The sequence below is a fragment of the Streptomyces hyderabadensis genome (genome assembly GCF_020404845.1).
In the GTDB taxonomy this organism is placed as follows: domain Bacteria; phylum Actinomycetota; class Actinomycetes; order Streptomycetales; family Streptomycetaceae; genus Streptomyces; species Streptomyces hyderabadensis.
In genome coordinates, this window is the sequence record NZ_JAIOJZ010000028.1 from 29,283 (window position 1) to 44,140 (window position 14,858).

Genomic DNA, 14,858 nt, shown 5'->3' on the forward strand with positions numbered 1-14,858 from the left:
GAGCGGGTGACGAGAATCGAACTCGCGCTCTCAGCTTGGGAAGCGACGGCGCTCGATGGGCGCCCAGGTCCCTGACCTGCAGCGTAAGGACCCACGGGGTCGGCCAGTGAGGCGCTGACCGACCGCTCTTGCCCCGCTGCGACCAGGCACGGGCCAGGACGGTGTGTATCCGGCTGTTGCGCTCGGCGGTGGCGAAAAGGTCCCCTCGCAGTCCTCGCCCGACTTCGGGTGCCGCGCCGACGTCACCCAGGGCCCAGTTCACTCCTACCGCGTAGAGGCCGGCCTCTGGCGGCGAGATGCGAAACAGCTGGTCTGCGGGGGCGATGCAGGGAGTCGGCATTCCCGCGTTCCGGGCGTCGGAGGTCATGTCCAGGGCCTGGCCGCAGTCACCCGTTCGTGAGGCCGCGGTGGCTGGCCGGCCCTCAATCGGGCAGATCACGAAGCCGCACAGGAGCTAGTGCCGCATCAGAGGAACGTTTGCCCTGCCGGCGTCCCTGCCCGGGTCAGGGTGGAGTCCCTCGTGATACGTTCCTGCCGCCGTGCACTGCTGCGAACTGAGGAGGTGAGACCGATCAACGCTGTGACAGGTCGGGCCTCCCTCCCTCGCATGGCCTAGGGAGTGCCCGCAGAGGCATCCCGAAAGGCATGAATCGCTATGCGCTTCATATCTGAGGCGTCGTCCGACGGCGTCCGCGAACAGCTCTTCACCCTCGGCGAGATTCCTGGCGTGTTGTGGACGCCGGAATGTGCCGCCACCACTCGTCCGCTCGTCTTGATGGGACACGGTGGCGGTCAGCACAAGAAGGCCCCTGACCTCGTGGCGCGTGCACGCCGCTTCGTGACCGAATGCGGGTTCGCGGTCGTGGCCGTCGACGTTCCCGCCCATGGCGACCGGCCGAAGGTTGAGGAGTACGACCGGATCGCGACGGAGAACCAGGCTCGCGTGGAAGCCGGTGAAGAATTGGCCCCGCTGATCGCCGACTTCCAGGCGCTCGTGGCCCGCCAGACTGTGCCGGAATGGCGGGCGGTCCTGGACGCGGTTCAGCAACTTGAGCACGTTGGCGCCGGCCCGGTGGGCTACTGGGGGGTTTCGCTGGGATGCGGACTCGGTGTTCCCTTCGTCGCTGCCGAACCGCGCGTTCGCGCGGCGGTACTTGGCTTGGGCGGGGCGCTGGCGTCGGCCGAGGCCGCCGCGCGGATCACGGTTCCAGTGGAGTTCTTGGTGCAGTGGGACGATGAGCGGGTGCCGAGGGTTCAGAGCTTGGCGCTGTTCGACGCCTTGGCATCGGCCGAGAAAACGTTGCACGCCAACCCCGGCAAGCACGGGGAGATCCCGGCATTCGAGCTGGAGAGCACGTTGAGGTTCTTCGCCCGGCACCTCGGCTGATCCCGCCGACTGCAGTCCGCGACGTGCCGATCGGGGGCCCGGATCCCGATCGGCACGTTCGCTGCAACTGGTCGGAGTGGCCGACACAACATGGACGGCTTCGACTCGCTGCACCCGAAAGTACAAGGGCGGCCGGCCGAAGACCTTCACGCTGCCCGAGCGGCGCGAGACCGAGAAGATCGCGAAGTCGAAGCCAGCCGACCGAGCACAAACTGACGTTCTCCACCCGGGGCCCGAGCAAGCCGGCGGACTTCCTGGTTGCCGAGGGGATGGTCGACGACATCAGCCACGAGGGCCTGCGCATCCTGCTCCGCGCGGAGGGCGTCTCCTGCAACGCCTGAAGGCCTGGAAGACCTCCCGCGATCCGGACTACGCAGCCAAGAAGGCCGGGATCGAGCACCTCTGCGCGACTCCCGACCGCGAGGTCATACCCAAGGGCGGCGAGCCCGAAGTGATCTACTGCGTAGACGAGTTCGTGCCGCTCAGCCTGACGCCGGCGGGAGTACGACGCCTGTATGAGCGGCGCAATGCAGGCGAGCGGCCTCATGATGGCCTGTCGTGGGCACGGCTCTTCGCGAGGCACTGGGAGACCTGGTGCCTGCCTAGCGGTTCAGCACTTCCCCGAGCACGTCGTCCACCGGGGTGGCGCTCACGCCGAGGATCTTTTCGGTCTCGGAGTAGTCGATGACGAACGGCCGGCCGGGCTTGGTGAGTACTTCGTGCATCTCCGCCCAGAACGGATCGGTGAACGCCAGCAGGGTCAGGTCGCGTTCGGTCAGCTCTTCCATCCGTGGTTCCGGGGCATCCGCGAGATCGGCGAGTCGCCCGGCCAGTTCCCGCACCGACAGGGTCGTGGTGGGGGCGTGCCAGGCACGGCCGTACGCCTGCTCGTTGCGGCTCGCGGCGACCAGTGTGCGTGCGGTGTCGCCGATCGCCGAGTAGCTGTGCGGCACATCGAGTTCCTGCGGCACCAGGGCCAGCCTGCCTTCCAGGACTTGCCGCTGCACCATGAGGCTGAACACCGAGAAGGCGCCGGCGCCGTAGAACTGGGCGGCCCGCACCTCGGTGACCTTCACCCCCGAGGCCGCGGCTTCCTCCCAGACCCGCGCCCTGGCCCGACCCTTGGGCCCGGTCGCCGCCAGGGGGAAGTCCGGCCTGATCGGCCCGCTCACCGGACCGTAGGCGTAGAGGTTGCCGAGCATGACGTACGCGGCCCCGGTACGCCGCGCCGCGCCGAGGAGCGATGCCGACAGGATGGGGAACTGCTCGGGCCAGCGGTGGTACGGCGGAGCGGCCGTGGTGAACAGGGTGTCCGCCCCCTCTGTCAGTTCGGTGAGCCGATCGGTGTCGGTCGCGTCCGCGGCGACCTTGTCGACGAGCGGGTGGTCGGGCCCGCCGCCGGTCCGGCTGATCATCCGCACCCGCTCGCCGTCTTCGGCGAGAAGCAGAGCGGTCTTCGACGCCGCGGCCCCACGTCCCACGATCACATGAGATTTCATGCGGACCACGGTGCCGCTGCCCGGCCTCGTGGAATAGTGGCCACAATGCCAACCATCCGGAGGTTCTGGCCATGCATCGCGTCGCCGCGGTCGTCGTGCCGCCGGTACTGAGCTTCGACGTCTCGATCCCGCTCATGGTCTTCCACAACGTGGAGCACTACGACGTGCGGGTGTGTACGGCGCGCCCCGGCCCGACGCCGACCGTCGGCGGCCCCGACATCGTGGTGCCGGACGGCCTGGACGCGATGGCGGGCGCCGACACGGTGATCGCCGTCGGCAGCGGCGGCGAGCAGGCTCCTCCGGAGGTCCTCGACGCCCTGCGGAAAGCCGCCGCCACCGGCGCCCGCATCGCCTCGCTGTGTACGGGGGCGTTCGTACTGGCCCAGGCCGGCCTGCTCGACGGGCGCCGCGCCACCACCCACTGGGGACTGGCCGACGACCTCGCCGCTCGCTTCCCGGCCGTCGACGTCCAGCCCGACCTCCTCTTCGTCGAGGACGGCGGCATCTTCACCTCGGCGGGGGCCGCGGCCGCCATCGACCTGTGCCTGCATCTGGTCAGGGTCGACCACGGCGCGGCGGCCGCCAACACGGCCGCGCGGCTCGCGGTCGTCCCTCCCGTACGGCCGGGCGGCCAGTCCCAGTTCATCGAGACCCCGCTGCCGCCGGAGCGCGGCACCTCACTCGCCGCCACCCGCGCCTGGGCGCTCGAACGCCTCGATCGCCCGCTCACCCTGGCCGACCTGGCCGGTCACGCCAGGACGAGCGTGCGCACCCTGACCCGGCGCTTCCACGCGGAGACCGGCCTGAGCCCTCTCCAATGGCTGCTGCACCGGCGCATCGACCGGGCCAGAGAGCTGTTGGAGACCACCGAGCTGCCCATGGACCAGGTGGCCGGGAAGAGCGGTCTGGGCAGCGCGGACTCCCTGCGCAAGCACATGGTCGGCCGGGTCGGACTCACGCCCACGGCCTATCGCGCGAGCTTCAGCCGGCAGGTCGACCACCCGGCCGGGGCCACGTGACGAGCCGCTAGCGCTGCGCCCGCCGCCAGCGGGGCCGAAGCACCGCATGGGGCTTCAACGCAGGGCGTGGCGGATCTTCAAGCGTCCGTACCCCATGCCCCCATTCCGGGTTGCTCCTCCGGAAGCGAGGCCAGAGCGCACCCGAGTTCGCCACTGACGGCACGCCGAGAGCACGCCGAGAGCACGCTGAGGGCACGCTGAGGGCGCGCCGCCCCTTGTTCGGACTAGGCAACAAGTAAGGCCCAAGTCGCTGACTTGGGCCTTCTCCATGGAGCGGGTGACGAGAATCGAACTCGCGCTCTCAGCTTGGGAAGCTGATGTTCTACCATTAAACTACACCCGCGTAAGACGCCGACCGAGGTCGGTGCCTGGACGCTCGCTCACTCTACCCCATGCCCGGCCCCCGGTGTTCGCGCCGTGGGGCCGGTGGTCGTTCCGGGGTGCGGATGCGGCTGCGGGGGCGCGGGGTTGGGGCGTACCGTGAGGGCCCTGGAGAGGGTGTGCGCGAGGGCGGAGTGCCGCCTGGAGAGTCGTCTCTTTCATCCCGTACTGTGGCTTTTGTCGTCAGGGTAGTTCAGCCAGACGCGGCTCTTGGGGAAGGGACTTGAAGGACTTGATGGAGCGCACCGTCGTCCGCTGTGCCGATGGGCACGTGTTCACCGCCACCTCGTTCCCGATGCAGCAGGCCGAGCGACTCGGCCCCGGTCGGCTCGTCCGATGTCCGCGGTGTGCGCGGCTGCGGAGCGCCGTGCCGGTGGGTGCGGAGAAGCGGTAGCACAGACGCAGAGCGAGATCGGGCGCGCGGCGCGGCGGCGGTTGTCGCTGCTCCGCGCGCCTTGCGTATCCTCGGTGCGTGCTTCTCTCAGACAAGGACATCCGGGCCGAGATCGACCACGGGCGGGTGCGGATCGATCCCTTCGACGACTCCATGGTGCAGCCGTCGAGCATCGACGTGCGTCTCGACCGCTACTTCCGGGTGTTCGAGAATCACCGGTACCCGCACATCGACCCCTCGGTCGAGCAGGTGGACCTGACCCGGCTGGTGGAGCCGGAGGGCGACGAGCCGTTCATCCTGCACCCCGGCGAGTTCGTGCTGGCCAGTACGTACGAGGTCATCACCCTCCCCGACGACCTGGCGTCCCGCCTGGAGGGGAAGAGTTCGCTCGGGCGGCTCGGGCTGGTCACGCACTCCACCGCCGGGTTCATCGACCCGGGCTTCTCGGGGCACGTGACGCTGGAGCTGAGCAATCTCGCGACCCTCCCGATCAAGCTGTGGCCGGGGATGAAGATCGGGCAGCTGTGCATGTTCCGGCTCACCTCGCCGGCCGAGCACCCGTACGGGAGCGAGCGCTACGGGTCCCGTTACCAGGGGCAGCGGGGGCCGACCGCCTCCCGGTCCTTCCTCAATTTCCACCGGACCCAGGTCTGAACCCAGTGACGAGCAGGATGAGCAGGACACGCGCATGAGTGATGTTCGGGAGAATCTGACCTACGAGCAGTTCGGCGTCGCCGTGCGCGAACTCGCGCAGGCCGTCGCCGACGACGGGTACGAGCCGGACATAGTGCTCTCCATCGCCCGCGGGGGCGTCTTCGTCGCCGGCGGGCTGGCGTACGCGCTCGACTGCAAGAACATCCACCTGGTGAACGTGGAGTTCTACACCGGGGTCGGGACCACGCTCGACATGCCCGTCATGCTCGCGCCGGTCCCGAACGTCATCGACTTCTCCGACAAGAAGGTCCTGATCACCGACGACGTCGCCGACACCGGCAAGACGCTCAAGCTGGTGCGGGACTTCTGCCTGGACACGGTCGCCGAGGTGCGCAGCGCGGTGATCTATGAGAAGTCCCACTCCCTCGTGCGGTGCGAGTACGTGTGGAAGCGGACCGATGAGTGGATCAACTTCCCGTGGTCCGTTCAGCCGCCCGTCGTGCGGCGGCAGGGGCAGGTGCTGGACGCCTGACCGGCCGATCGGCGCCAACGCGAAGGGCCCCGGCGTGACGTGCACGCCGGGGCCCTTTCCGTATGTCTGTGTGCCCGCGGCTAGAACGTGCCGAGCTTCACGATCGACAGCAGGGCGATCAGCTGGATGGCGCTGGCGCCGAGCGCCTTGGGCCAGGGCAGGTCGTGGGAGCGGCTGACCATGAGGGTCAGCAGGGCGCCGGCCGCGACCCAGGTGGCCCAGCCGAGGATCTGCACGAAGGGCGCGTCGCCGCCGGCGAACATCGCGACGACCAGGCGCGGGGCGTCCGTGAGGGACATGATCAGCATGGAGAGGCCGACCGTCGGCTGCCAGGCGCCGTCGCCGCCGAGCTGGCGGGCGAGGGTGTGGGTGACCACACCCAGGATGAAGGCGCTCAGCACCAGCGCGACCGCCGTGGTCAGGACGATCGGGATGGCGTTCGAGAGGGTGGCGTTGATCGCCTCCTCGCGGGCGCCGTCGAAGCCGAAGACCGCCAGCAGGCCGTAGAGGAACGTCACGATGAGCGCCGGGACCCACATCGCGTAGTCCCGCATCTGGAGGAAGGTCTGGTTGGGCGCGAGGATCACGCCCTTCAGGAGGTCCTTCCAGTGCAGGCGGGGCCCGACCGGGCCGGGGGCCGGGGCGGAGCCGGCGCGGTAGGTGTCGCCCTGGTTGTAGGGGTCGTCGACCGTGAACGCCTGGGTGTGGCCCGGGTTGTTGGCCGCGTACGGGTCGTACGGGGCCTGCTGGGGGTGTCCGCCGGGGCCGCCCTGTCCGTAGCCGCCGTCGCCGAAGTACTCCGGCTCACCGTGGCCACCGCCGTATCCGCCGCCGGGTGCCTGCGGCCACGGGGAGCCGCCGGGCGCGGGGGCACCGCCGCCGTACGGCTGCTGCGGGTACGGGGGCTGAGGCGCCGCGGGACCGCCGTACGACGGTCCCTGGGGCGCCTGCTGTCCGTACGGGGGGCGTTGCGGTCGCGCGTTTGGAGCGCCGTTGTCCCGGCCGCGTCCGATCCTGAATCCAGCCACGCCTTCGAACGTACCTGGTCCCGGAGAGTGACGTGCGGGGCCCGGCCATTCGGGGGGTCCTTTGCGGCCGAGCTGTGACATCCCTTACGGGGTCTCCCCGAGGAGACCCCGAGGCCCGGCCGGCGGACCGGCGGCGGGTGCCCCCCGGTTCCCTACCGGGTCAGGAACTGCGACGTCGAGAAGGTGAGAGCGGCCCGTGCCGTCACGACGTCCTTCGCCGCGCCCCGGTGGACCTCGACGGAGTCCTCCGTGTCGCCCCGGTAGGTGCGCAGCACCAGGTCCGCGAGACCGTCGCCGTCGAAGTCGCCGGTCGTCAGCACCCGCGTCGTGCCCGGCGCCGCGGGCCGCACCGTGACCGGGGCCCGGGCCGTGAGGCCGGCCTCGCGGCCCGGGTGGACGCGTACGCCGGAGCCGCTGGAGACCAGGTCGCTCAGGCCGTCGCCGTCGAAGTCGGCGGCGTCGAGCATCGAACCGGGGGTGTCGAGGCTGCCGCGGGCCGCGGTGGGCAGGTCGTAGCGCATCGCGGTGTCGTCCATGGTGCCCACGGCCGCGTCCAGCGCCTTGCCCTTGCCGAAGGCGCCCAGCGCGATGTCGACGCCGGCCGGGAGGGTGACCCCGGTGCGGGTCGGGCCGTCGGGGCCGCCCAGGACGAGGGCCGCCCTGCCGGGGCCCGCGGAGACGCGGACGACCAGGTCGTCGTACCCGTCGCGGTTCACGTCGGCGGCGGGGCCGGTCGGTGCCTCGCCGGGGGACGGGACGGGCGCGCCGGCCTCGCGCGGGGCGCCCTTGCGGGTGAAGGGCCCGCGCAGATAGCTGAGGCGGCCCGCGGAGGCGTGGACCACCAGGTCCTGGGCGCCGTCGCCGTCGAAGTCGCCGCAGACCGGACGCTCGGGCCAGTCGTTGCCGTAGCGGGCCCGGTCGGGCACGGTCAGCGGGACCGCGCGGCCGGTCGGTCCCGACGGGGAGCCGAAGAGGAGCTGGAGGGGGACCGGGGGGCGGCCCTGGCCGTCGTAGGGCGGGTCGGTGGTGACCACCAGGTCGGTGAAGCGGTCGCCGTCGAGGTCGCAGCTCGCCTCCGCCTCGAAGACGGCCGGCAACTGGCCGTCCACCGGGGCCGCGTGCTCCTTCGGCGTGAGCAACTGCCGGGTTCCCGAGACCAGTCCGCGGGACGAGCCGTAGACGATCCCGATGCCGGCGTCGTCGGCGTGGCTCTCCGCCTTGACCAGGTCGTCCAGGATCAGGTCGCGGTGGCCGTCGCCGTTGAAGTCGTCGGGGACCTCGCTGCCCTCGCCGTGCGGGACGGGCAGCGGGGCGGGGGCCTGGGCGGCCCGCACGGGGGTCGGGGAGGCGTCCTCGGCGGCGGGCGCCGGGCCGTGGCCGCAGGCGGCGAGCAGCAGCAGACAGCCGGCGGCGGCCGTGCCGGTCAGGGTCCTTCTTCGCAGGCGCCGCACCGTTCACCTCGTCCGTATCGACCCGTATCACCATCACCGTCAACGACCGGGTAATCATGCACGCGTTCGACATACGGCGACACCCCCGGGTTCGTACGGAACCCGGGGGTGTCGGTCGAGCGGGTGAGCGGCGGTTACTTCACCGGCTCCGGCGTCGGCTCGCTCTCCGGCTCCGGCTCGCCGGTCGGGTCGGCCGGGGTCTTGACGGAGTCCAGCAGGAGCTGGGCGACGTCGACGACCTGGATGGACTCCTTGGCCTTGCCGTCGTTCTTCTTGCCGTTGACCGAGTCGGTCAGCATGACCAGGCAGAACGGGCAGGCCGTCGAGACGATGTCGGGGTTGACGGACAGGGCCTCGTCCACGCGCTCGTTGTTGATGCGCTTGCCGATCCGCTCCTCCATCCACATCCGCGCGCCGCCGGCGCCGCAGCAGAAGCCGCGCTCCTTGTGCCGGTGCATCTCCTCGTTGCGGACGCCCGGGACGGCGGCGATGATCTCGCGCGGCGGCGTGTAGATCTTGTTGTGGCGGCCCAGGTAGCAGGGGTCGTGGTAGGTGATGATGCCCTCGACCGGGGTGACCGGGAGCAGCTTGCCCTCGTCGACCAGGTGCTGGAGCAGCTGGGTGTGGTGGATGACCTCGTAGTCGCCGCCGAGCTGCGGGTACTCGTTGCCGAGGGTGTTGAGGCAGTGCGGGCAGGTGGCGACGATCTTCTTGGCCGACTTGGGCTTCGCCGACTCGGGCGTCACCTTGCCGTCGTCGTCCATCTCCTCGCCGAAGGCGGCGTTGAGGGTCATGACGTTCTCCATGCCGAGCTCCTGGAACAGGGGCTCGTTGCCCAGGCGGCGGGCGGAGTCACCGGTGCACTTCTCGTCGCCGCCCATGATCGCGAACTTGACGCCCGCGATGTGCAGCAGCTCGGCGAAGGCCTTGGTGGTCTTCTTGGCGCGGTCCTCCAGGGCGCCGGCGCAGCCGACCCAGTAGAGGTACTCGACCTCGGTGAGGTCCTCGATGTCCTTGCCGACGACCGGGACCTCGAAGTCCAGCTCCTTGAGCCACTCCAGGCGCTGCTTCTTCGCCAGGCCCCAGGGGTTGCCCTTCTTCTCCAGGTTCTTGAGCATCGTGCCCGCCTCGGACGGGAACGCCGACTCGATCATGACCTGGTAGCGGCGCATGTCGACGATGTGGTCGACGTGCTCGATGTCGACCGGGCACTGCTCGACGCAGGCGCCGCAGGTGGTGCAGGACCACAGGACGTCCGGGTCGATGACGCCGTTCTCCTCGAGGGTGCCGATCAGCGGGCGCTCGGCCTCCGCCAGAGCGGCGGCCGGGACACCGGCGAGCTGCTCCTCGCTCGCCTTCTCCTCGCCCTCCATCGTCTTGCCGCCGCCGGCCAGCAGGTAGGGGGCCTTGGCGTGCGCGTGGTCGCGCAGGGACATGATCAGGAGCTTGGGGGAGAGCGGCTTGCCGGTGTTCCAGGCGGGGCACTGCGACTGGCAGCGGCCGCACTCGGTGCAGGTGGAGAAGTCCAGCAGGCCCTTCCAGGAGAACTGCTCGACCTGGGAGACGCCGAAGACGTCGTCGTCGCCGGGGTCGGTGAAGTCGATCGGCTTGCCGCCCGAGGTCATCGGGAGCAGCGGGCCCAGCGCGGTGCCGCCCTTCGCGTCGCGCTTGAACCAGATGTTCGGGAAGGCCAGGAAGCGGTGCCAGGCCACGCCCATGTCGGTCTTCAGGGCGACCGTGATCATCCAGATGAAGGAGGTGGCGATCTTCAGGCCGGCGAAGAAGTAGACGAGGTTCTGCAGCGTGCCGAGGTCCACGTCCTGGAGCGCGGAGACGACCGGGTACGAGATGAAGAACGACGCCTCGTAGCCGTCCACGTGGTGGAGGGCGCCCTCCAGCGCGTGCAGCATGAAGATGCAGACGCCGACGATGAGGATGACGGCCTCGACGAAGTACGCCTGGCCGAAGTTGGAGCCCCCGAAGCGGGACTTGCGGCCAGGCTTGCGCGGGTGGCTGAGCTGCCGGATCACGATCAGGACGAGGATGCCGAGCACCGTCATCGTGCCGATGAACTCGACGAAGACGTTGTACGGCGCCCAGTCGCCGATGACCGGCAGGATCCAGTCGGCCTGGAAGAGCTGGCCGACGGCGTTGACGATGGTCAGCAGCAGGGAGAAGAAGCCCACCGCGACGAACCAGTGCGCCACCCCGACGATGCCCCAGCGGTTCATCCGGGTGTGGCCGAGGAACTCCCTGACCACGGTGACGGTGCGGTCCACGGGGTCGTTGGTCCGCGTTCCGGCCGGCACCGGCTGGCCCAGCCGCATGTAGTTGAAGATCTGCAGGACGGCGCGGCCGAACAGTGCGACGCCGACCACGATCAGGACCAGCGACACGATGATCGCGGCGAGTTGCATTTGGGGGCTCCTCGGGCCTGCGAGGTTACGAGGGGGCGGTGGTACGGGGTGGTGCTCGGTAGTACTGGTGGGTGTTGCTCGGTATCGCTCGTATTACTAAGCGGTAACTTAATCAGTCCGTTTGAGACTACCCCCATCCTCCGCCGCACTGTAGTCGGACGTGCGGTGATCTGCGTCGCTGAGGCAACCCTGGCCGCGGCGTGCCACTCCGCCCCCCATTGCGCGTAAGGAGCGGATAAGAGTTGAGCCTGGCCGACTCACCTCTGTTGACCCAGTGCCGGGCGTCGTGCACACTTGAGCCTGTTCCACTCAAGTCAGCTGGAGGTTATTCACCATGGCACGTGCGGTCGGCATCGACCTGGGCACGACTAACTCCGTCGTCAGCGTTCTGGAGGGCGGCGAGCCCACCGTCATCACCAACGCCGAGGGCGCCAGGACCACGCCGTCCGTCGTCGCCTTCGCCAAGAACGGTGAGGTGCTGGTCGGCGAGGTGGCCAAGCGCCAGGCGGTCACGAACGTCGACAGGACCATCCGCTCGGTCAAGCGCCACATGGGCACCGACTGGAAGGTCAACCTGGACGGCAAGGACTTCAACCCGCAGCAGATCAGCGCCTTCGTGCTGCAGAAGCTGAAGCGGGACGCCGAGTCCTACCTGGGCGAGAAGGTGACCGACGCGGTCATCACCGTCCCGGCGTACTTCAACGACGCCGAGCGCCAGGCCACCAAGGAGGCCGGTGAGATCGCGGGCCTCAACGTCCTGCGCATCGTCAACGAGCCGACCGCCGCCGCGCTGGCCTACGGCCTGGACAAGGACGAGCAGGTCATCCTGGTCTTCGACCTCGGTGGCGGTACGTTCGACGTCTCGCTGCTGGAGATCGGCGACGGCGTCGTCGAGGTGAAGGCCACCAACGGTGACAACAACCTCGGTGGTGACGACTGGGACCAGCGCGTCGTCGACTACCTGGTCAAGCAGTTCCAGTCCGGCCACGGCGTGGACCTGGCCAAGGACAAGATGGCGCTGCAGCGTCTGCGCGAGGCGGCCGAGAAGGCCAAGATCGAGCTGTCCTCGTCCACCGAGACCAACATCAACCTGCCCTACATCACGGCGTCCGCCGAGGGCCCGCTGCACCTGGACGAGAAGCTCACCCGCGCCCAGTTCCAGCAGCTCACCTCCGACCTGCTGGAGCGCTGCAAGACGCCGTTCCACAACGTCATCAAGGACGCCGGCATCCAGCTGTCCGAGATCGACCACGTCGTCCTCGTCGGCGGTTCCACCCGTATGCCCGCCGTCGCCGAGCTGGTCAAGGAGCTGACCGGCGGCAAGGACGCCAACAAGGGCGTCAACCCGGACGAGGTCGTCGCCATCGGCGCCGCCCTGCAGGCCGGTGTCCTCAAGGGCGAGGTCAAGGACGTCCTGCTGCTCGACGTAACCCCGCTGTCCCTCGGTATCGAGACCAAGGGCGGCATCATGACCAAGCTGATCGAGCGGAACACGACGATCCCGACCAAGCGCTCGGAGATCTTCACCACCGCCGAGGACAACCAGCCCTCCGTGCAGATCCAGGTCTACCAGGGCGAGCGCGAGATCGCGGCGTACAACAAGAAGCTCGGGATGTTCGAGCTGACCGGTCTGCCCCCGGCGCCGCGCGGCGTCCCGCAGATCGAGGTCGCCTTCGACATCGACGCCAACGGCATCATGCACGTGACCGCGAAGGACCTGGGCACGGGCAAGGAGCAGAAGATGACCGTCACCGGCGGCTCCTCGCTGCCGAAGGACGAGGTCGACCGGATGCGCCAGGAGGCCGAGAAGTACGCGGAGGAGGACCACGCCCGCCGCGAGGCCGCCGAGTCCCGCAACCAGGGCGAGCAGCTCGTCTACCAGACGGAGAAGTTCCTCAAGGACAACGAGGACAAGGTCCCGGGCGAGGTGAAGACCGAGGTCGAGACCGCCGTCGCCGAGCTGAAGGAGAAGCTCAAGGGCGAGGACACCGCCGAGATCCGCACCGCCACCGAGAAGGTCGCCGCCGTCTCGCAGAAGCTGGGCCAGGCCATGTACGCCGACGCCCAGGCCGCGCAGGCCGCCGGCGGCGAGGCCCCCGGCGCGGGCGCCCAGGCCGGTGACAAGGCCGACGACGACGTCGTCGACGCCGAGATCGTGGACGACGAGCGCAAGGACGGTGCCGCGTGACGGAGGAGACCCCGGGTTTCGACGAGAAGCCCGACGTCCCCTCCGGCGCCACCCCTGACGACGCCGAGCCGCAGGCCGCCTCCGAAGAGGGGGCGGCCCCGGCCGGGGACGCGAGCGAGAACGCGGGTCTGGTGGCCCAGCTGGACCAGGTGCGCAGTGCGCTGGGCGAGCGCACGGCGGACCTCCAGCGCCTCCAGGCCGAGTACCAGAACTACCGCCGCCGGGTGGAGCGGGACCGCGTCGCGGTCAAGGAGGTCGCCGTCGCGAACCTCCTGTCCGAGCTGCTTCCCGTGCTCGACGACATCGGCCGCGCCCGGGAGCACGGCGAGGTCGTCGGCGGCTTCAAGTCCGTCGCGGAGTCGCTGGAGTCGGTCATCGCCAAGATGGGCCTCCAGCAGTTCGGCAAGGAGGGCGAGCCCTTCGACCCGACGATCCACGAGGCCCTGATGCACTCCTACGCACCGGACGTCACCGAGACGACGTGCGTGGCGATCCTGCAGCCCGGGTACCGGATCGGCGAACGCACCATCCGCCCCGCGCGGGTGGCGGTCGCCGAGCCGCAGCCGGGCGCCCAGACGGTCAAGCCGGCCGAGGCCGGCTCCGAGGGGCAGGACGCCTCCGACGCGGAGGACAACGCCGGGACCAAGGAGAGCGGTGGCCCGGACGAGGGCTGAGCTTGAAGTGACGGCACAGGCGCGAGAGGAGGGACGTCGGGGATGAGCACGAAGGACTTCATCGAGAAGGACTACTACAAGGTTCTCGGCGTCCCCAAGGACGCCACCGAGGCCGAGATCAAGAAGGCGTACCGGAAGCTCGCCCGCGAGAACCACCCGGACGCCAACAAGGGAAACGTCAAGGCGGAGGAGCGCTTCAAGGAGATCTCCGAGGCCAACGACATCCTCGGTGACCCCAAGAAACGCAAGGAGTACGACGAGGCCCGCGCCCTCTTCGGCAACGGAGGCTTCCGTCCGGGGCCGGGCGCGGGCGGCGGTGGCACCTTCAACTTCGACCTGGGCGACCTCTTCGGCGGCGGCGCCCAGGGCGGGGGAGGCCAGGGCGGCTTCGGCGGCGGCCTCGGGGACGTCTTCGGCGGTCTGTTCAACCGCACCGGAGGCGGACCCGGCACCGGCACGCGCACGCAGCCGCGGCGCGGGCAGGACATCGAGTCCGAGGTGACCCTGAGCTTCACCGAGGCCATCGAGGGCGCGACCGTGCCGCTCAGGATGTCCTCGCAGGCACCCTGCAAGGCCTGTTCGGGCACCGGCGACAAGAACGGCACGCCGCGCGTGTGCCCGACCTGCGTCGGCACCGGCCAGGTCGCCCGGGGTTCGGGCGGCGGCTTCTCGCTCACCGACCCGTGCCCGGACTGCAAGGGCCGCGGCCTGATCGCCGAGGACCCCTGCGAGGTCTGCAAGGGCTCCGGACGCGCCAAGTCCTCGCGGACGATGCAGGTCCGGATCCCCGCCGGGGTCTCCGACGGGCAGCGCATCCGGCTGCGCGGCAAGGGCACGCCGGGCGAGCGGGGCGGTCCGGCGGGCGACCTGTACGTGGTCGTGCACGTCAAGGAACACCCCGTCTTCGGACGCCGGGGCGACAACCTCACCGTCACCGTCCCGGTCACCTACGCCGAGGCGGCCCTCGGCGGCGAGGTCAGGGTCCCGACCCTGGGCGGTCCGCCCGTCACGCTGAAGCTGCCGGCGGGCACGCCCAACGGGCGCACCATGCGGGCCCGGGGCAAGGGCGCGGTCCGCAAGGACGGCACCCGCGGCGACCTCCTGGTCACCGTGGAGGTGAGTGTTCCGAAGGATCTGACGGGGAAGGCTCGTGACGCGCTGGAGGCGTATCGCGAGGCGACCGCGGACGAGGATCCGCGGGCGGAGTTGTTCCAGGCCGCGAAGGGAGCTTGAC

General features: G+C 69.9%; 11 protein-coding genes, 1 tRNA gene and 1 pseudogene. 8 read left to right on the forward strand and 5 right to left on the reverse strand.

Annotated elements, in window-relative coordinates; all coding sequences use genetic code 11:
* The first annotated feature begins 655 nt into the window (after positions 1 to 655).
* Positions 656 to 1,387: a dienelactone hydrolase family protein gene (locus tag K7854_RS21895; RefSeq protein ID WP_226028243.1), complete on the forward strand. Its 732-nt coding sequence runs from the start codon at positions 656 to 658 to the stop codon at positions 1,385 to 1,387.
* An 87-nt stretch (positions 1,388 to 1,474) separates the two neighbouring features.
* Positions 1,475 to 1,931: pseudogene (locus K7854_RS37690) on the forward strand (transposase); the annotation flags it as partial.
* A 58-nt stretch (positions 1,932 to 1,989) separates the two neighbouring features.
* Here K7854_RS37690 and K7854_RS21900 read toward each other — a convergent pair.
* Positions 1,990 to 2,886 (reverse strand): NAD-dependent epimerase/dehydratase family protein, encoded by an 897-nt coding sequence (locus tag K7854_RS21900; protein WP_226028244.1) that lies wholly within the window; start codon positions 2,884 to 2,886, stop codon positions 1,990 to 1,992.
* 71 nt (positions 2,887 to 2,957) lie between these two features.
* On the opposite strand from K7854_RS21900, the gene K7854_RS21905 reads away from it, so the two are divergent.
* A complete protein-coding gene (locus K7854_RS21905) occupies positions 2,958 to 3,905 on the forward strand; it encodes a GlxA family transcriptional regulator (RefSeq protein WP_226028245.1) in 948 nt (315 codons plus the stop codon).
* Positions 3,906 to 4,174: 269 nt separating this feature from the next.
* Here K7854_RS21905 and K7854_RS21910 read toward each other — a convergent pair.
* Positions 4,175 to 4,248, reverse strand: a tRNA-Gly gene (locus K7854_RS21910).
* A 510-nt stretch (positions 4,249 to 4,758) separates the two neighbouring features.
* Between K7854_RS21910 and dcd the strand changes: the two genes are divergently transcribed.
* Positions 4,759 to 5,334: a dCTP deaminase gene (dcd, locus tag K7854_RS21915; protein ID WP_226028246.1), complete on the forward strand. Its 576-nt coding sequence runs from the start codon at positions 4,759 to 4,761 to the stop codon at positions 5,332 to 5,334.
* A gap of 34 nt (positions 5,335 to 5,368) precedes the next feature.
* Positions 5,369 to 5,866: a phosphoribosyltransferase gene (locus tag K7854_RS21920; protein WP_226028247.1), complete on the forward strand. Its 498-nt coding sequence runs from the start codon at positions 5,369 to 5,371 to the stop codon at positions 5,864 to 5,866.
* Between the two features lie 80 nt (positions 5,867 to 5,946).
* On the opposite strand, the gene K7854_RS21925 is transcribed toward K7854_RS21920, so the two are convergent.
* From K7854_RS21925 to K7854_RS21935, 3 genes are all read right to left on the reverse strand, one after another.
* The gene (locus K7854_RS21925) at positions 5,947 to 6,975 is read right to left on the reverse strand and encodes a Yip1 family protein (protein ID WP_226028248.1); all 1,029 of its coding nucleotides are present in this window, start codon (positions 6,973 to 6,975) and stop codon (positions 5,947 to 5,949) included.
* 71 nt (positions 6,976 to 7,046) lie between these two features.
* A complete protein-coding gene (locus K7854_RS21930) occupies positions 7,047 to 8,345 on the reverse strand; it encodes an FG-GAP repeat domain-containing protein (RefSeq protein ID WP_226028249.1) in 1,299 nt (432 codons plus the stop codon).
* A gap of 134 nt (positions 8,346 to 8,479) precedes the next feature.
* Positions 8,480 to 10,762 carry a (Fe-S)-binding protein gene (locus K7854_RS21935; RefSeq protein ID WP_226028250.1) on the reverse strand — a complete coding sequence of 761 codons (2,283 nt, stop codon included), beginning with the start codon at positions 10,760 to 10,762 and terminating at the stop codon, positions 8,480 to 8,482.
* A 334-nt stretch (positions 10,763 to 11,096) separates the two neighbouring features.
* Between K7854_RS21935 and dnaK the strand changes: the two genes are divergently transcribed.
* The 3 genes from dnaK to dnaJ are packed head-to-tail and all read left to right on the forward strand — an operon-like array spanning position 11,097 to position 14,857.
* Entirely contained in the window at positions 11,097 to 12,950 is a 1,854-nt protein-coding gene (dnaK, locus tag K7854_RS21940) for a molecular chaperone DnaK (RefSeq protein WP_226028251.1), read from the forward strand.
* Positions 12,947 to 13,624: a nucleotide exchange factor GrpE gene (gene grpE / locus K7854_RS21945; protein ID WP_226028252.1), complete on the forward strand. Its 678-nt coding sequence runs from the start codon at positions 12,947 to 12,949 to the stop codon at positions 13,622 to 13,624. Before dnaK ends, grpE begins: the two co-directional genes overlap by 4 nt.
* A gap of 42 nt (positions 13,625 to 13,666) precedes the next feature.
* Positions 13,667 to 14,857, forward strand: coding sequence for a molecular chaperone DnaJ (gene dnaJ / locus K7854_RS21950; protein WP_226028253.1), 1,191 nt, complete (start codon positions 13,667 to 13,669; stop codon positions 14,855 to 14,857).
* The last annotated feature ends 1 nt before the right edge of the window (position 14,858 follow it).